The following is a 19,910-nucleotide window of genomic DNA, read 5'->3' as shown; positions in this document are numbered from 1 at the left end:
AGCCTTCGTACTCTACGGAGGCTTTTTTCATGCTCATGAAAACGACTTTGGTAGATCACCAGAATGGGTGTTTCGAACAAAGTAGATAAATTGATCAGGAGGTGTACAGTTTGGCAAATGCAAAGGTGATTCAAGCAAAACAAGAAGCTGTTGAAGTTGTAGCTGCAAAATTGCGCGAGAGCGTAACAACTGTAGTTGCAGACTATCGCGGTCTGAATGTTGCCCAAGTAACTGAGCTGCGTAAGCAGCTTCGCGAAGCCGGAATCGAATTTCAAGTGCTGAAAAACACACTGCTCCGCCGTGCAACTGCGGAAGCAGGATTGACTGAACTGGACGCAGTATTGACAGGTCCTACTGCAATCGCGTTCGGTAAAGATGATGCAGTGTCTGCAGCTAAAATCTTGAACGATTTCGCTAAGAAAAACAATGCATTGGAACTGAAAGGTGCAGTTGTAGAAGGTCGTGTGATCGGTGTTGAGGAAATCAAAGCGCTGGCAGAACTGCCATCCCGCGAAGGTCTCCTTTCCATGCTCCTCAGCGTGCTTCAAGCTCCTATGCGCAACTTCGCGCTTGCAGTTAAAGCTGTTGCAGAAAAAGAAGAGCAAAGTGCATAAGTTGGGATTTAAATCTGCTGTATAGCAGTTAGGAACAAAAAAATACGAATTTAAATGGAGGTTCAACCATGAGTAAAGAGCAAATCTTGGAAGCAATTAAAGGTATGTCCGTATTGGAACTGAACGATCTCGTGAAAGCAATCGAAGAAGAATTCGGCGTAACTGCAGCAGCTCCAGTAGCTGTAGCAGGTGGCGCAGCAGGTGGCGCAGCAGAAGCTGAGCAATCCGAGTTCGACGTAATCTTGACAAGCGCTGGCGCTTCCAAAATCAACGTTATCAAAGCAGTTCGCGAAATCACAGGTCTTGGCCTGAAAGAAGCAAAAGAACTGGTTGACAACGCTCCAAAACCACTGAAAGAAAAAGTTGCAAAAGAAGAAGCTGAATCCGTTAAAGCAAAATTGGAAGAAGCAGGCGCTTCTGTAGAAGTAAAATAATTGACTGCTCTCTGGCAGACAATGAATTAAAACAAACCCCTTGAGGTGATCTTCAAGGGGTTTGTTGCTGTAAAACGGTATTATGAACAGGTCTGAGATATTATTCTAAAGGCTATGATGTTAGTACGACCGTACAACCGAAAGAGGTGGGCGTGAATGGCTGATCATTATTACTCCAAACGGCCAGAGACGGCGCATGAACGACGAAGTTTAGAAACAGTGCTACGTGGACGTTCCTATCGATTTGCCAGCGATTCAGGCGTTTTTTCAAAGCAGGGAATTGATTATGGGAGTCGAGTGCTGATCGAAGCTATGCAACTTCCTACAAATGCCTCGGTATTGGATGTAGGATGTGGTTACGGACCGATTGGTTTGACGGCGGCAACGCTTGTCCCAGACGGACACGTTACAATGGTTGATATTAACGAGCGAGCCGTTCAATTAGCGATAGAGAATGCGGAGCGTAATGGGATTAAAAATGTCACCATTAAGCAAAGTGATTTGTTTGCAGAAGTGCAACACGAACGTTTTGACGTGATCTTGACGAATCCTCCTATACGTGCAGGGAAGGAAACGGTGCACACCATTTTTGAACTTGCATATGAGCATTTAAACGAGGGTGGAGCTTTGTGGGTCGTCATCCAGAAAAAACAGGGTGCTCCTTCGGCGAGCGCTAAAATAGAGAGCCTTTTTGGTTATGTGGAGGAAGTTACGAAGGATAAAGGTTATCGGATTCTGAAGGCAGAAAAAACTTTTAGAAAAATGCAATAGGACCATTGACTTGAATCCTGGTCTGTGATATCATTATAAAATGTCAGTATTAGGATGCCCTCCATGGCTTTAGTTTGTTGAAATGTCAATAGATTTATGCGTAACAGGGTATAGTATTTATACCTATTACGTATAATATAACCATTTTGGGCAAATCTACAAGTGGTGAAGATCTTCCGGCAAGAGGATTCCGCAGATACGTCGCTCTTTTTTCGAATGCATTCGAGTAAGGGCTTTTCTGTATTTGTAAGATCGAATCTTCTGTATGTGTCTTATTATAAGGTCACAAACAGAGGTTCGCAATGTATTTTTAAAGTGAGTAGACATGAGGGGTGAGTTTAAGTTGGCAGGACATCTTGTTCAATATGGTCGACGCACTCGGCGCAGTTATGCACGTATTAATGAGGTACTCGAGGTTCCCAACCTGATTGAGATCCAACAAAAATCCTATGATTGGTTTTTGGAGGAAGGATTACGGGAAATGTTTCGGGATATTTCTCCAATTCAAGATTTCACAGGAAATCTGATTCTGGAGTTTATTGATTACTCTCTCGGAGAACCCAAATATACCGTTGACGACGCAAAGGAACGCGACGTTACGTATGCAGCACCGCTTCGGGTAAAAGTCCGGCTTATTAATAAAGAAACCGGGGAAGTGAAAGAGCAGGAAGTATTCATGGGAGACTTCCCGCTGATGACTGAAACGGGTACGTTTATTATTAACGGTGCGGAACGGGTTATTGTCAGCCAGTTGGTTCGCTCTCCCAGCGTCTATTTCAGCACAAAAGTCGACAAGAATGCGAAAACAACATACACCGCAACGGTAATTCCTAACCGGGGGGCTTGGCTCGAACTGGAGATGGATGCGAAGGATATTATCTATGTCCGGATTGACCGTACCCGTAAAATTCCGGTTACGGTGTTGCTGCGTGCGCTTGGCTTTGGCACTGATGCTGAGATTCTGGATTTGCTCGGCAATGACGAATATATCCGCAACACACTTGATAAAGACAACACGGATTCCACGGAGAAAGCGCTGATCGAAATTTATGAGCGTCTTCGTCCGGGTGAGCCGCCTACATTGGATAACGCAAAAAGCTTGCTTGTTGCACGCTTCTTTGATCCAAAACGTTATGATCTGGCCAACGTAGGCCGTTACAAAATCAATAAAAAGCTTCACATCAAAAACCGTCTGTTCAATCAACGGCTTGCTGAGACCCTGATTGATACGACAACTGGTGAAATCATTGCTGAAGCAGGGCAAATGGTAGACCGCCGCCTGTTGGACGAGATTTTGGCTCAACTGGAAGAGTCGGTTGGACACCGTACGTATCATGTTGCTAGTGGTGTTTTAGAAAGCAACGATATTCCGCTTCAAACGATTGATGTATTCTCGCCAATTGAAGACGGTAAAGTGGTAAAACTGATTGCCAATGGGAATATCGATAAATCGGTTAAGAACATTACGCCTGCCGATATTATTTCCTCCATCAGTTATTTTATTAACTTGCTTCACGGAATCGGAAGTACGGACGACATTGACCATTTGGGCAACCGTCGTTTGCGTTCTGTAGGTGAGTTGCTTCAAAATCAGTTCCGGATCGGTTTGTCCCGTATGGAACGCGTGGTGCGCGAAAGAATGTCGATTCAGGATGCTAATGTAATCACGCCACAGGCGCTGATTAACATACGTCCGGTCATTGCGTCGATTAAAGAGTTCTTTGGTAGCTCCCAGCTGTCTCAGTTTATGGATCAGACAAATCCGCTTGCTGAATTAACGCACAAACGTCGTCTGTCTGCACTCGGACCCGGCGGTTTGACGCGCGAACGCGCGGGCATGGAAGTACGTGACGTCCATCCAAGTCACTACGGCCGTATGTGTCCTATTGAGACACCAGAGGGACCGAACATTGGTTTGATCAACTCTTTGTCCACTTTCGCACGTATTAATGAGTATGGATTTATCGAAGCTCCTTATCGTTGGGTAGATCCGAAAACCGGAAAAGTTACAGACCAGATTGATTACCTGACTGCTGATGAGGAAGATAACTACATCGTTGCTCAGGCAAATGCGGAACTAACAGAAGAAAACACCTTTAAGGATGAAATCGTTATTGTCCGCTATAACAAGCAGTCTGATAACATTATTCCAATGGCAAGTAGCCGTGTTGATTACATGGACGTATCGCCTAAACAGGTCGTATCGGTCGCAACTGCACTGATTCCGTTCCTGGAGAATGATGACTCGAACCGCGCACTGATGGGTTCCAACATGCAGCGGCAGGCTGTCCCACTGCTGATTCCGAAAGCGCCTTTGGTAGGAACAGGGATGGAACATAAGTCTGCAAAAGATTCTGGTGTTTGCGTTGTGTCCAAGTACAACGGGGTAATTGAACGTTCTTCGGCTAACGAAATTTGGCTGCGTCGTATTGAAACGGTAGATGGTACTGAAGTAAAAGGCGATATTGTTAAGTATAAATTACACAAATTTATGCGTTCTAACCAAGGAACATGCATCAACCAGCGTCCGATTGTGAACAGAGGTGATATTGTCAAGGCTGGCGATATTCTTGCCGATGGTCCTTCCACCGAGATGGGTGAGTTGGCACTGGGACGTAACGTTGTCGTAGCGTTCATGACTTGGGAAGGTTATAACTACGAGGATGCGATCTTGCTGAGCGAGAAGCTGGTTAAAGAGGATGTATACACCTCGATCCATATCGAGGAATACGAATCTGAAGCTCGTGATACGAAGCTTGGACCAGAAGAAATCACTCGTGATATTCCGAATGTTGGTGAAGAAGCGCTTCGTAATCTAGATGAACGCGGCATCATTCGCATCGGTGCGGAAATCGCCGCAGGTGACATTCTTGTTGGTAAAGTAACACCTAAAGGTGTGACTGAATTGACAGCTGAAGAACGTCTCTTGCATGCGATCTTCGGTGAGAAGGCGCGCGAGGTTCGTGATACTTCCTTGAGAGTTCCTCACGGAACCGACGGGATCGTTGTAGATGTTAAAGTATTTACACGTGAAAATGGCGATGAGCTGCCACCGGGTGTAAACCAGCTGGTGCGCGTATACATTGCTCAAAAACGTAAAATTTCCGAAGGCGATAAAATGGCTGGACGTCACGGTAACAAGGGTGTCGTTGCCCGTATTCTGCCTGAAGAAGATATGCCATTCTTGCCGGATGGCACCCCAGTACAAGTCGTACTGAACCCGCTGGGCGTACCTTCGCGGATGAACATCGGACAGGTGCTTGAAGTGCATCTGGGTATGGCTGCAATGCGTCTTGGTATTCATGTGGCAACTCCAGTATTCGATGGTGCCAAGGAGTATGACGTATTTGATACGATGGAAGAAGCGGGTATGCAACGCAATGGTAAAACGGTGTTGTATGATGGACGTACAGGTGATCGTTTTGAACGTGAAGTTACTGTCGGTGTCATGCACATGATCAAACTGGCGCACATGGTAGACGATAAGATCCATGCCCGTTCTACAGGTCCTTACTCTCTCGTTACGCAACAGCCATTGGGTGGTAAAGCCCAATTCGGTGGTCAGCGCTTCGGGGAGATGGAAGTATGGGCACTGGAAGCTTACGGTGCAGCGTACACGCTTCAGGAAATTTTGACTGTGAAATCCGATGATGTGGTTGGACGTGTTAAAACTTACGAATCCATCGTCAAAGGTGAAAATGTCCCTGAACCAGGTGTTCCTGAATCATTCAAGGTCTTGATCAAAGAGCTGCAAAGCTTGGGTATGGACGTGAAGATTCTGTCTGAAGACGAACAAGAGATCGAAATGAGAGAGCTTGATGATGAAGATGACACAACTGGCGATAAGCTGAGTTTGAATCTGGAAGGCTCTGAGGTTGGCGTAGAGTAGATTGACTGCTGACTGACTCATATCAGCTTTGTTATATGCTTTGATCCATTTTTGGATGGATCAGGCTTCTTGATACCGCCCGGTGCTGCCGGGCGGTATCAAACCTAAAAACTCAGGATTTGGTTAAGGAGGGTTGCTCCTTGTTGGACGTTAACAATTTCGAATATATGAAAATCGGGCTTGCTTCCCCCGAAAAGATTCGTTCTTGGTCCCGCGGAGAAGTCAAAAAACCGGAGACGATTAACTATCGTACGCTTAAACCGGAAAAAGAAGGACTATTTTGCGAGAAAATTTTCGGACCTACGAAAGATTGGGAATGTCACTGTGGTAAGTACAAACGTGTACGCTATAAAGGTGTTGTCTGTGACCGCTGTGGAGTAGAAGTTACTCGCGCTAAGGTTCGCCGTGAGCGTATGGGCCACATTGAGTTGGCTGCTCCTGTATCGCACATTTGGTACTTCAAAGGCATTCCGAGTCGTATGGGTCTTGCTCTTGATATGTCTCCAAGATCTTTGGAAGAGATCATTTACTTCGCATCTTATGTTGTAACCGATCCAGGAGATACGCCTTTGGAGAAAAAGCAACTCCTGTCCGAGAAAGAATACCGCAGCTATCGTGAGAAATATGGCTACGGATTCCAGGCGGGAATGGGTGCTGAAGCGGTTAAAAAGCTTCTTCAAGATTTAGATATAGACAAAGAATTAGAATTCTTGAAAGAAGAGCTACGTACAGCTCAAGGGCAACGTCGAAACCGTGCGATCAAACGCCTTGAAGTTATTGAGGCATTCCGTAACTCTGGTAACCAACCGGATTGGATGATCATGGACGTACTGCCTGTTATTCCTCCTGAGCTTCGTCCAATGGTACAGCTGGACGGTGGACGTTTTGCTACTTCTGACCTTAATGATCTGTATCGTCGTGTTATTAACCGTAATAACCGTCTGAAACGCTTGTTAGATCTGGGTGCGCCAGATATTATCGTGCAAAATGAAAAACGGATGCTGCAGGAAGCTGTTGACGCTCTGATTGATAATGGTCGTCGTGGTCGTCCTGTTACAGGTCCGGGTAATCGTCCTTTGAAATCCCTCAGCCACATGCTGAAAGGTAAACAAGGACGTTTCCGTCAAAACTTGCTCGGGAAACGTGTTGACTATTCCGGTCGTTCCGTTATCGTAGTAGGCCCGTACTTGAAGATGTACCAATGCGGTCTGCCGAAAGAAATGGCGCTGGAGCTGTTCAAGCCTTTTGTTATGAAAGAGCTTGTTAACAAAGGTTTGGCACACAACATTAAGAGCGCGAAGCGGAAAGTAGAGCGTGTGAGTGCTGAAGTGTGGGATGTACTCGAAGAAGTAATCAAAGAGCATCCGGTTCTTCTAAACCGTGCCCCTACGCTGCATAGACTAGGTATTCAAGCATTTGAACCGATCTTGGTTGAAGGTCGCGCGATTCGTTTGCATCCGCTCGTATGTACGGCATACAATGCCGACTTTGACGGTGACCAAATGGCGGTTCACGTTCCGCTGTCTGCAGAGGCTCAAGCGGAAGCTCGTTTGCTCATGCTGGCATCCGGCAACATTTTGAATCCGAAAGACGGCAAGCCTGTTGTTACTCCTTCCCAGGATATGGTGCTTGGTTCATTCTATTTGACAATGGACAACAAGGAAGAAGAAGGAAGCAACATGATCCTTCGCAACCCGAATGAAGCTATCTCGGCTTACCAGCGCGGAACAGCGGGTCTTCATGCTCGTGTAGCTATTCCGGTTAAAGCTTTGAATAAAACGAGCTTTACAGAGAAGCAACAGGATGCGATGTTGATTACAACCGTGGGTAAAATTATCTTTAATGAAATTTTCCCAGCAAGCTTCCCGTATATCAATGACGCTACTCGTGCCAACCTGCTTTATGGTACTGCTGAAGAGTTCTTTGTTTACGAGAAAGGTGTAAACCTTACTGAAGCCATTCAGAACGCTCCGCAAGCTGGTGGAGTGGGCAAGGATTACCTTGGTAATATCATCGCCCGTTGCTTTGAGATTTACCATACGACAGAAACCGCCGTGATTTTGGATAAGATCAAACAGCTTGGCTTTACGTATTCTACTCGTGCAGGTGTGACGGTTGCTGTGGCAGACGTAGTTGTACCTCAAGAGAAACAGGATATTCTTAAGGCATCTGATGATAAAGCACAAGTCGTGACCAATCAGTACCGTCGTGGTCTGATTACGAACGAGGAACGTTATGACCGGATTATTGATATTTGGTCTAAGGCTAAAGACGATATCACAGACATTTTGATGAAATCCATGGATCGCTACAACTCCATCATGATGATGGTTGACTCTAAAGCGCGTGGTAACAAATCACAGATTACCCAGCTTGGCGGTATGCGTGGACTGATGGCGAATCCATCTGGTCGTATTATCGAGCTCCCAATCAAATCGAACTTCCGTGAAGGTCTGACAGTACTCGAGTACTTTATCTCCACTCACGGAGCGCGTAAAGGTTTGGCGGATACAGCCTTACGTACGGCTGACTCTGGTTACCTAACTCGTCGTCTCGTTGATGTGGCGCAGGATGTTATCGTGCGCGAAGATGACTGCGGAACGGATAAAGGCTTTACAGTAAGTCGCATCCAGGATGGTAAAGAAGTCATTGAGGACCTGTACGATCGTCTGGAAGGTCGCTATTGCTTCGAAACCGTACGTCATCCTGAAACGGGTGAAATCTTGGCTAGACGCAACGAACTGATTGACTCCAACAAAGCTGAAGCGATCGTTAAAGCTGGTGTGGATAAAGTTCAAATTCGTTCCGTACTAAGCTGCCGTGCTAAACATGGCGTCTGCAAAAAATGTTACGGCCGTAATCTGGCTACTGGCAAGCACGTTGAGATTGGTGAAGCGGTTGGTATTATCGCGGCTCAATCCATCGGTGAACCAGGGACACAGCTCACCATGCGTACGTTCCACACAGGTGGTGTAGCGGGCGACGATATCACCCAAGGTTTGCCTCGTATCCAGGAGCTTTTTGAAGCGCGTAATCCTAAAGGTCAGGCAACCATCAGTGAAATTGACGGTGTAGTTAAAGAGGTTCGTGAAGGGAAAGACCGTCGCGAAATCGACATTCAGGGTGAAGCTGAAACAAAAACCTATTCGGTCACTTATGGTTCACGTCTGCGCGTAAGCGAAGGCATGACTGTGGAAGCCGGGGACGAACTGACGGATGGTTCGATTGACCCTAAAGAAATGCTGCGTATTAAAGGTATTCGCGGGGTGCAGAACTATATCCTTCAGGAAGTTCAACGTGTATACCGGAACCAGGGTGTAGAAATCAACGACAAGCACGTAGAAGTTATGATTCGTCAAATGTTGCGTAAAATTCGTATCATTGATGCGGGCGACACGACACTGCTTCCAGGTTCATTTGTTGATGTGCATGAGTATGAAAATGCAAACAAGATAGCAATTCTCAGCGGCCAAGAACCAGCGGTAGCCAAACCAGTTCTTCTTGGTATCACCAAGGCGTCTTTGGAAACTGACTCCTTCTTGTCAGCAGCTTCCTTCCAGGAAACTACTCGTGTCCTGACAGATGCAGCTATCAAAGGAAAAGTCGATCAGTTGCTTGGATTGAAAGAGAATGTAATTATCGGTAAATTGATCCCTGCGGGAACAGGTATGAACCGTTACCGTAGCGTGAAATTTGCCCAGCCTGAAGAGGGGCAATCCTCATCTGAGGAGCTCGAACCCATTTCAGCTGAGTAGTAATATAAAAAAAAGTATGATAAGCCCGGAACACCGTAGATATAAGCTTTGGTAAAGGTTGTAGCAACGGTGCTCCGGTGCTTCTTATAAAAATGTAACGTATTACTTTGTTTAAATAGATTATAGTTGATAATTGTCTTGACATTGTTCATAGTCAATGCTAATATAGCAAAGGTGCGTGAGCAGCCTATATGCTATTGGGTCTTTTCGGAGGAATGAGATATGTCTAAAGAACAGGGACTGCAAGATGCTCATGTCAAAATCGGTACCAAACAAACCATTCGTATGGTAGAATTGGGCTTCGCCTCGGAAGTATATGTGGCAGAAGATGCAGATCAGCGTTTCACTTCCAACATCATTGATTTGTGCAATAAGCACGGGGTCAAAGTGACTCTCGTAGATACAATGAAAAATCTCGGAGCTGCATGCGGGATTGAAGTGGGAGCCGCGATGGCTGCTATCGTAAAACAATAGGGTAAGGAACGTTTTTGTCTAGGGAATCGTTATTCTTGGCGGCAAAGACTTTTCATTTGTTCTTTTATGAACCGCCTGGGTCTGTGGGCTTAGATAAGGTTTATAAAGTAACAGCAAAAATTGAGGAAGGGGGTGGCAACCAACATGCCAACTATTAACCAACTGGTTCGTAAAGGACGTCAAGCCAAAATCGAGAAATCGAAATCACCGGCTTTGCAAAAAGGTTTTAATGCCTTGAAACGTGAAGCTACCGACATCAGTGCCCCGCAAAAACGCGGAGTGTGCACTCGTGTAGGTACTATGACTCCGAAAAAACCGAACTCCGCACTTCGTAAATATGCCCGTGTTCGCTTGACGAACCGTGTAGAGGTGACTGCTTACATTCCAGGTATTGGACATAACCTTCAAGAACACAGCGTAGTGCTGATTCGCGGTGGTCGTGTAAAAGACCTTCCGGGTGTACGTTACCACATCGTTCGCGGTGCTTTGGATACTGCAGGCGTAAACAACCGCATGCAAGCTCGTTCCAAATACGGCGCAAAACGCCCTAAAGCTAAAAAATCCTAATGAATATAAACCGCATATGCAGGTTTAACATGTAAGAAAGGGGGATATCCATGCCACGCAAAGGTCCAGTTACCAAAAGAGACGTGTTGCCAGATCCGGTATACAACAGCAAGTTGGTTACTCGCTTGATCAACCGCATCATGCTCGACGGAAAACGAGGCGTTGCTCAAAGCATTCTGTATAATGCGTTCAAGCTTATCCAAGAACGTACGGGTAATGACCCGATGGAAGTATTTGAAGCAGCTATCAAGAATATCATGCCAGTCCTGGAAGTTAAAGCACGCCGTGTCGGCGGTGCCAACTACCAAGTACCAATCGAGGTAAAACCAGAAAGACGTACGTCCCTGGGATTACGTTGGCTCGTGAACTACTCCCGCAACCGCGGCGAGAAAACTATGGAAGAGCGTTTGGCGGCTGAGATTATCGATGCTTCCAACAACACAGGCGCTTCCGTGAAGAAACGTGAAGACACGCACAAAATGGCTGAAGCGAACAAAGCGTTTGCTCACTATCGTTGGTAGGATTCAGCTCAAAAAAATAACTTCAATTTTGAAGGGAGACCCATTTCATGGCAAGAGAGTTCTCCTTGAAAAATACACGTAATATCGGGATCATGGCTCATATTGACGCGGGTAAAACCACAACAACAGAGCGGATCTTGTTCTACACAGGCCGTACGCACAAAATCGGTGAAGTTCACGAAGGTGCTGCGACAATGGACTGGATGGAACAAGAACAAGAGCGCGGAATCACGATTACTTCCGCTGCGACGACCGCTGCCTGGAAAGGTCACCGCGTCAATATCATTGACACCCCGGGGCACGTTGACTTCACTGTTGAAGTTGAACGTTCCCTTCGTGTATTGGACGGAGCAGTTGGTGTTTTCAGTGCGAAAGAAGGCGTTGAGCCTCAGTCTGAAACTGTATGGAGACAGGCTGATCGCTATGGCGTTCCACGGATCGCATATGTAAACAAAATGGACATTATTGGTGCCGACTTCTTGAACGTTGTAGCAGATATGCGTGATCGCCTTCAAGCGAACGCAGTTGCGATTCAACTTCCAATCGGTGCAGAAAATGACTTTTTAGGTATCATCGATATCGTTGGGCAAAAGGCTTATATGTACAAAGATGACCTTGGTCAAAATATCGAAGAAACCGAAATTCCTGCGGAATACAAAGACAAAGTCGAAGAACTCCGCAACGAATTGATTGAGAAGGTTGCCGAACTGGATGAAGATTTGACTATGAAATACCTTGAAGGCGAAGAGATCACGGTTGAAGAAATTAAAGCCGCTCTCCGCAAAGGTGTTGTAGAAGTTAAGATCTTCCCAGTTATCTGTGGATCTTCCTACCGTAACAAAGGTGTTCAGTTGATGCTGGACGCTGTTGTTGATTACCTGCCAGCTCCTATTGATGTACCAAGTATTCAAGGTCATCTGGAAGATGGAACGGAAGTTGAACGTCATTCTTCTGATGAAGAGCCTTTCTCCGCATTGGCCTTCAAAATTATGACGGACCCTTACGTTGGTAAATTGACATTCTTCCGCGTATATTCCGGTGTTCTTCAATCCGGTTCTTACGTATTGAATGCAACAAAAGGCAAACGTGAACGTATCGGACGTATTCTTCAAATGCACGCGAATAGCCGTCAAGAAATCACTGAAGTTTACTCCGGTGACATTGCGGCAGCCGTAGGTTTGAAAGATACAGGTACAGGTGATACACTGTGTGATGAGAAGAATCCTGTTATTCTCGAATCCATGAACTTTCCTGATCCGGTTATCGAAATCGCGGTTGAGCCTAAAACCAAAGCTGACCAAGACAAGATGGCAGTTGCACTCGGTAAGTTGACCGAAGAAGATCCAACTCTTCGTGCTTCTACTAACGAAGAAACTGGCCAAACTATCTTGGCAGGTATGGGTGAGCTTCACTTGGACATTATCATTGACCGTATGCGTCGTGAGTTCAAAGTGGAAACCAATGTTGGTAAACCACAGGTAGCATACCGTGAAACATTCCGTGCTCCAGCACGTGTTGAAGGTAAGTTTGTTCGTCAATCCGGTGGTCGTGGTCAATATGGTCACGTATGGGTTGAGTTCGAACCACTCGAAGCAGGTACTGGTAGCCAGTTTGAAAGCAAGGTTGTCGGTGGCTCTGTTCCAAGAGAATACATCGGACCTGCACTTGCTGGTATTGAAGAGCAAATGAAAAACGGTGTCCTTGCAGGCTTCCCGCTTGTGGACGTTAAAGCTACAATTGTGGATGGATCATACCATGATGTCGATTCCAATGAAATGGCATTTAAAATTGCCGGTTCAATGGCGCTAAAAGCAGCGAAAGACAAATGTAAACCTGTATTGCTTGAGCCGATTATGAAAGTTGAAGTAACGGTTCCAGAGGAATACATGGGTGACGTAATGGGTATGCTGAACTCCCGTCGTGGTCGGATTGAAGGTATGGATTCCCGTGGTGGTGCCCAAATTATTCGTGCAATGGTTCCATTGTCCGAAATGTTTGGATATTCCACTACACTTCGCTCCGGTACACAAGGACGCGGTGTGTTCTCCATGGAGCTTCATCACTATGAAGAAGTTCCGAAGAGCATTGCTGAAGAGATCGTTGCCAAAACCAAAGGCGGCGAGTAATACAGTGTATTAGCTGATCGGATACTCTAGGTTTTTTCAAAAGGTTTCCGACAGCCTAAAAATAAAACATGTTATTGAGGAGGAATTGTTCAAATGGCAAAGGCTAAGTTTGAACGTAACAAACCGCACGTTAATATCGGTACAATTGGTCACGTCGATCATGGTAAAACAACTTTGACTGCTGCAATCACAACTGTACTTTCCAAAACTTACGGTGGTGCTGCTGTAGCATTCGATCAAATCGATAAAGCTCCAGAAGAGCGCGAACGCGGTATCACAATCTCCACTGCACACGTGGAATACGAAACACCTAACCGTCACTATGCACACGTTGACTGCCCAGGTCACGCCGACTATGTTAAAAACATGATCACTGGCGCTGCACAAATGGACGGAGCGATTCTGGTTGTATCCGCAGCTGACGGTCCTATGCCGCAAACTCGTGAACACATCCTCTTGTCCCGTCAAGTAGGTGTTCCATACATCGTTGTATTCCTGAACAAATGCGACATGGTTGAAGACGAAGAGTTGCTGGAATTGGTTGAAATGGAAGTTCGCGACTTGCTGAGCGAGTATGACTTCCCAGGCGACGACACTCCAATCACTCGTGGTTCCGCTCGTGAAGCACTGCAAAACCCAGATGGCGACTGGGCTAAGAAAATCGTTGAAATGTTCGAAACAATCGACACTTACATCCCAACTCCAGAACGCGACACTGACAAGCCTTTCCTTATGCCTGTCGAGGACGTATTCTCCATCACTGGTCGTGGTACAGTTGCTACAGGCCGTGTAGAGCGTGGTACTGTTAAAGTGGGCGACGAAATCGAAATCATCGGTATTCAAGAAGAATCCCGTAAATCCGTAGTAACAGGCGTAGAAATGTTCCGTAAATTGCTTGACTCCGCTCAAGCTGGTGACAACATCGGCGCACTGCTTCGCGGTGTAGATCGTGCACAAATCGAGCGTGGCCAAGTATTGGCTAAACCAGGTTCTGTTAACCCACATACAGAATTCTCTGCTCAAATCTACGTTTTGACTAAAGAAGAAGGCGGACGTCACAAACCTTTCTTCACTGGTTACCGTCCACAGTTCTACTTCCGTACAACTGACGTAACTGGTATCATTACTCTGCCAGAAGGTTCCGAAATGGTAATGCCTGGTGATAACATTACGGTTACTGTTCAACTGATCAGCCCAATCGCGATTGAAGAAGGAACTAAGTTCTCCATTCGTGAAGGTGGACGTACAGTTGGTGCAGGCGCTGTAGCAACAATCTCCAAATAATAAGGCTACGAGCCTTGAATATAGCAACATTGTACTGGAACGAGTAACATCGTATTGGAACGAAGTAAAACGAGCCCTTGCCATGGTGCGAGGGCTTTTCTCTTGAGGAAAATTGCAAGCTACGAGCACAATTGTTATCTTTGAAAATAAGATGCATTGGTTTTTTGCGTTTTTGCTTGCAATAGGCAGAAGTATTCGATATAATAACTAATGTTGTTTGTGACTGTGCGATGATGTGAGAGGTTACTGACACACCCGGCCCCTTTGCCATGGGAGGACTGTCGGAAAATTTTCACGGAGTATGTCCGATACCAAATTGGGCGATAGAAGGAGGGACTAAAATGGCAAAGCAAAAAATTCGTATTCGTTTGAAAGCTTACGATCACAGAATTCTTGATCAATCCGCTGAGAAAATTGTTGAAACAGCTAAACGTTCGGGTGCAGGTGTTTCCGGACCAATCCCGCTGCCAACTGAAAAACAAATCATTACTATTCTCCGTGCGGTACACAAGTACAAGGATTCTCGGGAACAATTCGAAATGCGCACACACAAGCGTTTGATCGACATTGTTAATCCGACTCCACAAACTGTGGATGCCTTGATGCGCTTGGACCTGCCGTCCGGTGTAGATATCGAAATTAAATTGTAATATGTAATCAGGAAAAGAAAAGAGGTGTCAACATGAAAGGTATCTTAGGAAAAAAACTCGGAATGACTCAAGTGTTTACCCCTGAAGGTAACGTACTTGCTGTTACGGTTATCGAAGCTGGTCCTTGTGTTGTTCTGCAAAAGAAAGATCTGGAAAACGATGGATACGAAGCTATCCAACTCGGATTCTCTGATAAAAAAGAAAAAAGATCCAACAAACCTGAAGCAGGGCATGCTAAAAAAGCAAATACTGCACCTAAGCGCTACGTTCGTGAACTTCGTGGCATCGACCTTGCTGCGTACGAGGTTGGCCAAGAACTGAAGGCTGATGTCTTCACAGAAGGCGAATTCGTTGACGTAACAGGTATTTCTAAAGGTAAAGGTTTTGCCGGCGTTATCAAACGTTGGGGACAAAGCCGCGGACCAATGGCACACGGCTCGCGTTACCACAGAGGTCCAGGTTCTATGGGTTCCATTCAAGCTAACCGCGTTCCTAAAGGTAAACACTTGCCAGGACACATGGGGCATGAAACGGTAACGATTCAACGCCTTGAAGTTGTTAAGATCGATACAGAACGTAATGTATTGCTCGTGAAAGGTTCCATTCCAGGACCTAAAAACAGCTTCGTTAAAGTATTAGAAACGGTGAAAAAATAATCAACTGAGGAAAGGAGGAACACAAAATGCCAAAAGTAGCACTATTTAATATTAGCGGCAGCCAAGTTGGCGAAATTGAATTGAACGATGCAGTGTTCGGTATCGAACCGAATAAACACGTTCTTCATGACGCTGTTGTTATGCAATTGGCTTCCCTGCGTCAAGGTACTCACAAAGTAAAAGGACGTTCTGAAGTACGTGGCGGCGGACGTAAACCTTGGAAACAAAAAGGTACTGGTCGCGCTCGTCAAGGTTCAATTCGTGCACCACAATGGGTTGGTGGCGGTACTGTATTCGGTCCGACTCCACGCAGCTATGCTTACAAATTGCCTAAAAAAGTTCGTCGTCTGGCGATCAAATCGGCACTGTCATCCAAAGTGATTGAGAATGAAATCATCGTATTGGACGCTCTTACACTGAACGGACCTAAAACGAAAGAATTCGCAGCCATTTTGAATAACCTTAAAGCTGATCGTAAAGCATTGATTGTAGCTCCTAGCTATGATGACAATGTAGCACTGTCCGCTCGTAATATTCCTGGTGTGAAGTTTGTAGCCGCAGACGGCATTAATGTTCTTGATGTGCTCGGACACGACAAACTGATCATTACGAAGGAAGCAGTTCAGAAGGTAGAGGAGGTGCTCGCGTAATGAAGGATCCTCGTGATATTATCAAACGTCCGATTATCACCGAACGTACGGCTGGTATGATGAATGACTTGAAATATGTTTTCGAAGTTGACATTCGTTCCAATAAAGTCGAAGTTAAAAAAGCAATCGAAGCGATTTTTAACGTGAAAGTAAGTAACGTTAATACACTTCGTGTGCCTGCGAAACCAAAACGCTACGGTCGTCATTCCGGCTATACGAGCGAGTGGAAAAAAGCGTTCGTAACGCTGAGCAAAGACAGTAAGCCGCTTGAGTTTTTTGAAACAGTATAATTGAATCTGTAAAGTAAGGAGGGAAACTCAGTGCCAATTAAAAAGTATAAACCGACGTCCCCGGCCAGACGTGCAATGTCTGTATCTACTTTCGAGGAGATCACAACAAATCAGCCCGAGAAATCGTTGCTGGCACCTCTGAGCAAGCAAGCTGGACGTAATAACCAAGGTAAAATTACAGTTCGTCATCATGGCGGCGGACACAAACGTAAATACCGTATTATTGACTTCAAACGTAACAAAGATGGAATACCGGGTCGCGTTGCTACGATCGAATATGATCCAAACCGTACGTCCAACATCGCACTTATCCACTATGTGGATGGTGAAAAACGTTACATCATCGCTCCTAAAGGTCTGAAAGTAGGAGATGTAGTGGTATCCGGTCCGGACTCCGACATTAAAATCGGTAACTCCTTGCCATTGGAAAACATTCCAGTAGGTACGGTTATCCACAATATCGAATTGAAACCGGGTAAAGGTGGCCAACTTGTTCGTGCTGCTGGTACGGAAGCCCAACTTCTTGGTAAAGAAGAGAAGTATGTTACAATTCGTTTGACCTCTGGTGAAGTGCGTCGCATTCTGAAAGTTTGCCGTGCTACAATTGGATCTGTTGGTAACGAAGACCACGAACTTGTTAAGATCGGTAAAGCTGGTCGTAGTCGTTGGTTGGGACAACGTCCTGAAGTTCGCGGTGTTGTTATGAACCCTAACGATCACCCACACGGTGGTGGTGAAGGTCGCGCTCCAATCGGACGTAAATCTCCAATGTCTCCATGGGGTAAACCAACCCTTGGTTACAAGACACGTAAAAAAGGCAAAGCATCTGATAAGTACATCGTTCGTCGTCGTACTAAGTAATAAAACGTGCGCTTAAGTCGCACGTTAACATATTAAAGAACGACTACGTTTTAACGAAGGGAGGATTCACAAATGGGTCGCAGTCTCAAAAAAGGACCATTTATTGATGGTTACCTGTTGAAAAAAGTAGAGGTTTTGAACGAGTCTGACAAAAAAGTCGTGATCAAAACTTGGTCCCGTCGCTCTACGATTTTCCCGCAATTTATCGGACACACGTTTGGTGTATATGATGGTCGTAAACACGTGCCTGTATACGTAACGGAAGATATGGTTGGACACAAATTGGGCGAATTCGCTCCAACGCGTACGTACAAAGGCCATACGGATGACGATAAGAAAACAAGAAGATAATCAACACAGCGTAGTGTTTGAGAGGAGGTAACTCAATGGAAGCAAAAGCACATGCTAAATCCGTGCGGATTTCCGCTCGCAAAGTGAAACTTGTTATCGATTTGATTCGTGGCAAGCAGGTAGGTGAGGCGATTGCAATTCTTCGTCACACTCCGAAATCCGCTTCTCCAGTCGTTGAGAAATTGTTGAATTCTGCTATCGCGAACGCAGATCACAACTACTCTATGGACGTAAATAAATTGGTAGTGTCTGAGGTTTTTGTAAACCAAGGTCCTACAATGAAACGGTTCCGCCCGCGTGCAATGGGTCGTGCAAGCCGCATCAATAAACGCACCAGTCATATTACTCTGGTGGTATCTGAAAAATAAGGAGGGAAAACGTGTGGGCCAAAAGGTAAATCCCGTCGGACTCCGAATCGGTATTATCCGTGATTGGGAATCCAAATGGTATGCAGGCAAAGATTTCGGTGATCTTTTGCTGGAAGACGTTAAGATTCGTGAGCATCTGAAGAAAAGATTGAAAGACTCCGCTGTATCCCGTGTTGAAATCGAGAGAGCAGCTAACCGTGTCAACGTAACGATTCACACTGCGAAACCAGGTATGGTTATCGGTAAGGGTGGTTCCGAAGTTGAAAATCTGCGTAATGAAATCACTAAAATCGCAGGCGGTAAAAAGGTACACATCAATATCTCTGAAATTAAAAATCCTGAACTGGATGCAATTCTTGTTGCTGAAAGCATTGCACAACAATTGGAACGTCGTGTTTCTTTCCGTCGTGCGTTGAAACAAGCAATTCAAAGAACTATGCGTTCCGGTGCAAAAGGAATTAAAACTCAAGTAGGCGGACGTCTTGGCGGTGCCGAAATCGCTCGTTCCGAAGGATACAGCGAAGGAACTGTTCCACTGCATACACTTCGTGCTGACATCGACTACGGTACAGCAGAAGCTCATACTACTTATGGCCGTCTTGGCGTAAAAGTATGGATCTATCGTGGAGAGGTTCTTCCTCCAGCTAAGAAACAAGCTCCTCAGGAAGGAGGCAACTAATCATGTTGGTACCTAAACGCGTAAAACATCGTAAACAACAACGTGGTCACATGAAGGGTCGTGCAAAAGGCGGTACTACACTGAATTTTGGTGAGTACGGTTTGCAAGCTACTGAACCAGCATGGATCACTAACCGTCAAATCGAAGCTGCTCGTATTGCGATGACTCGTTACATCAAACGTGGTGGTAAGGTTTGGATTAAAATTTTTCCTGACAAACCAATTACTCAAAAGCCTCTTGAGGTTCGTATGGGTAGTGGTAAAGGTAACGTAGAAAAATGGGTTGCAGTAGTGAAACCAGGTAAGATCATGTTTGAACTTGCTGGTGTACCGGAAGAGATTGCTCGTGAAGCAATGCGTCTTGCCGCTCACAAACTGCCAATCAAAACTAAGTTTGTGAAACGTGAAGAATTGGGTGGTGAAGCAAATGAAGGCTAGTGAATTCCGCAACCTTACCACTGCTGAAATCGAACAAAAGATCTCTGGTTTTAAAGAAGAACTTTTCAACCTTCGTTTTCAACTCGCTACCGGTCAGCTTGATAACCCGACTCGGATCGGTGCTGTGCGTAAGGAAATTGCTCGTGCTAAAACTGTGATCCGTGAAAGAGAACTTGGGATTAGCTAAGATATTAGACCGGGTGGAAATTCCGCCTGTAATTAGGAAGGAGGCCAACAATGAGCGAACGTAATGCCCGTAAAGTATTAGTCGGTAAAGTAGTCAGCGACAAAATGGATAAAACGATTGTGATTGCTGTAGAAACTTACAAAAAACATGATCTCTACCATAAACGCATTAAAGTGACTAAAAAATTCAAAGCTCATGATGAAAACAACACTGCACAAATCGGTGATACTGTTAAAATCATGGAAACTCGTCCTTTGTCCAAAGACAAAAACTGGAGACTGGTCGAAATCGTTGAAAAAGCTGTTATAATCTAATGTAGTGTAGTTTTTCCGAAAGGAGGATAAAT

The 19,910-nt window shown here is 45.4% G+C and carries 21 protein-coding genes and 1 other annotated feature (1 of these 22 only partly in view); all 21 genes read left to right on the top strand.

Annotated features, from left to right (window positions below):
* Positions 1–37 (top strand) — a sequence feature (ribosomal protein L10 leader region) (it extends 115 nt beyond the left edge of the window).
* A gap of 73 nt (positions 38–110) precedes the next feature.
* The 21 genes from rplJ to rpsQ all read left to right on the top strand — a co-directional run bounded on the left by rplJ (position 111) and on the right by rpsQ (position 19,878).
* Positions 111–614 (top strand): 50S ribosomal protein L10, encoded by a 504-nt coding sequence (rplJ, locus tag ACU1JV_RS27070; RefSeq protein WP_058831478.1) that lies wholly within the window; start codon positions 111–113, stop codon positions 612–614.
* A 68-nt stretch (positions 615–682) separates the two neighbouring features.
* Positions 683–1,048 (top strand): 50S ribosomal protein L7/L12, encoded by a 366-nt coding sequence (gene rplL / locus ACU1JV_RS27065; protein ID WP_013373275.1) that lies wholly within the window; start codon positions 683–685, stop codon positions 1,046–1,048.
* 156 nt (positions 1,049–1,204) lie between these two features.
* Complete coding sequence (locus ACU1JV_RS27060) at positions 1,205–1,819, top strand: class I SAM-dependent methyltransferase (protein WP_013373274.1); 615 nt, start codon at positions 1,205–1,207, stop codon at positions 1,817–1,819.
* Positions 1,820–2,162: 343 nt separating this feature from the next.
* On the top strand, positions 2,163–5,708 hold the full coding sequence (gene rpoB, locus ACU1JV_RS27055; protein WP_058831477.1) for a DNA-directed RNA polymerase subunit beta: 3,546 nt from the start codon (positions 2,163–2,165) through the stop codon (positions 5,706–5,708).
* A 140-nt stretch (positions 5,709–5,848) separates the two neighbouring features.
* Positions 5,849–9,463 (top strand): DNA-directed RNA polymerase subunit beta', encoded by a 3,615-nt coding sequence (gene rpoC, locus ACU1JV_RS27050; RefSeq protein WP_013373272.1) that lies wholly within the window; start codon positions 5,849–5,851, stop codon positions 9,461–9,463.
* Positions 9,464–9,685: 222 nt separating this feature from the next.
* Positions 9,686–9,937: a ribosomal L7Ae/L30e/S12e/Gadd45 family protein gene (locus ACU1JV_RS27045; RefSeq protein ID WP_013373271.1), complete on the top strand. Its 252-nt coding sequence runs from the start codon at positions 9,686–9,688 to the stop codon at positions 9,935–9,937.
* A 144-nt stretch (positions 9,938–10,081) separates the two neighbouring features.
* Positions 10,082–10,504 carry a 30S ribosomal protein S12 gene (gene rpsL / locus ACU1JV_RS27040; RefSeq protein WP_007432587.1) on the top strand — a complete coding sequence of 141 codons (423 nt, stop codon included), beginning with the start codon at positions 10,082–10,084 and terminating at the stop codon, positions 10,502–10,504.
* Positions 10,505–10,554: 50 nt separating this feature from the next.
* Entirely contained in the window at positions 10,555–11,025 is a 471-nt protein-coding gene (gene rpsG / locus ACU1JV_RS27035; protein ID WP_007432586.1) for a 30S ribosomal protein S7, read from the top strand.
* A gap of 47 nt (positions 11,026–11,072) precedes the next feature.
* Entirely contained in the window at positions 11,073–13,151 is a 2,079-nt protein-coding gene (gene fusA, locus ACU1JV_RS27030) for an elongation factor G (RefSeq protein WP_016324746.1), read from the top strand.
* Positions 13,152–13,244: 93 nt separating this feature from the next.
* Positions 13,245–14,435, top strand: a complete 1,191-nt coding sequence (gene tuf / locus ACU1JV_RS27025) for an elongation factor Tu (RefSeq protein WP_013373267.1) — start codon at positions 13,245–13,247, stop codon at positions 14,433–14,435.
* Positions 14,436–14,776: 341 nt separating this feature from the next.
* Complete coding sequence (gene rpsJ, locus ACU1JV_RS27020) at positions 14,777–15,085, top strand: 30S ribosomal protein S10 (RefSeq protein ID WP_005544556.1); 309 nt, start codon at positions 14,777–14,779, stop codon at positions 15,083–15,085.
* Between the two features lie 32 nt (positions 15,086–15,117).
* Positions 15,118–15,741 carry a 50S ribosomal protein L3 gene (gene rplC, locus ACU1JV_RS27015; RefSeq protein WP_013312161.1) on the top strand — a complete coding sequence of 208 codons (624 nt, stop codon included), beginning with the start codon at positions 15,118–15,120 and terminating at the stop codon, positions 15,739–15,741.
* Positions 15,742–15,767: 26 nt separating this feature from the next.
* Positions 15,768–16,391 (top strand): 50S ribosomal protein L4, encoded by a 624-nt coding sequence (gene rplD, locus ACU1JV_RS27010; RefSeq protein WP_013312160.1) that lies wholly within the window; start codon positions 15,768–15,770, stop codon positions 16,389–16,391.
* Complete coding sequence (gene rplW / locus ACU1JV_RS27005; protein WP_013373266.1) at positions 16,391–16,681, top strand: 50S ribosomal protein L23; 291 nt, start codon at positions 16,391–16,393, stop codon at positions 16,679–16,681. Before rplD ends, rplW begins: the two co-directional genes overlap by 1 nt.
* Before the next feature lie 30 nt (positions 16,682–16,711).
* On the top strand, positions 16,712–17,542 hold the full coding sequence (rplB, locus tag ACU1JV_RS27000) for a 50S ribosomal protein L2 (protein WP_016818651.1): 831 nt from the start codon (positions 16,712–16,714) through the stop codon (positions 17,540–17,542).
* A gap of 72 nt (positions 17,543–17,614) precedes the next feature.
* On the top strand, positions 17,615–17,893 hold the full coding sequence (rpsS, locus tag ACU1JV_RS26995; RefSeq protein WP_007432579.1) for a 30S ribosomal protein S19: 279 nt from the start codon (positions 17,615–17,617) through the stop codon (positions 17,891–17,893).
* Between the two features lie 35 nt (positions 17,894–17,928).
* The gene (rplV, locus tag ACU1JV_RS26990; protein WP_007432578.1) at positions 17,929–18,261 is read left to right on the top strand and encodes a 50S ribosomal protein L22; all 333 of its coding nucleotides are present in this window, start codon (positions 17,929–17,931) and stop codon (positions 18,259–18,261) included.
* Between the two features lie 13 nt (positions 18,262–18,274).
* Positions 18,275–18,940 (top strand): 30S ribosomal protein S3, encoded by a 666-nt coding sequence (gene rpsC / locus ACU1JV_RS26985; protein WP_007432577.1) that lies wholly within the window; start codon positions 18,275–18,277, stop codon positions 18,938–18,940.
* Between the two features lie 2 nt (positions 18,941–18,942).
* Positions 18,943–19,377: a 50S ribosomal protein L16 gene (gene rplP, locus ACU1JV_RS26980; RefSeq protein WP_007432576.1), complete on the top strand. Its 435-nt coding sequence runs from the start codon at positions 18,943–18,945 to the stop codon at positions 19,375–19,377.
* Positions 19,367–19,564 (top strand): 50S ribosomal protein L29, encoded by a 198-nt coding sequence (rpmC, locus tag ACU1JV_RS26975; protein ID WP_007432575.1) that lies wholly within the window; start codon positions 19,367–19,369, stop codon positions 19,562–19,564. Before rplP ends, rpmC begins: the two co-directional genes overlap by 11 nt.
* A gap of 50 nt (positions 19,565–19,614) precedes the next feature.
* On the top strand, positions 19,615–19,878 hold the full coding sequence (rpsQ, locus tag ACU1JV_RS26970; RefSeq protein ID WP_007432574.1) for a 30S ribosomal protein S17: 264 nt from the start codon (positions 19,615–19,617) through the stop codon (positions 19,876–19,878).
* Positions 19,879–19,910: the final 32 nt, after the last annotated feature.

Source organism: Paenibacillus sp. T2-29 (genome assembly GCF_052921365.1).
Note: the sequence above shows the minus strand (reverse complement) of the source record. Positions and strands in the feature narration are given on the sequence as shown.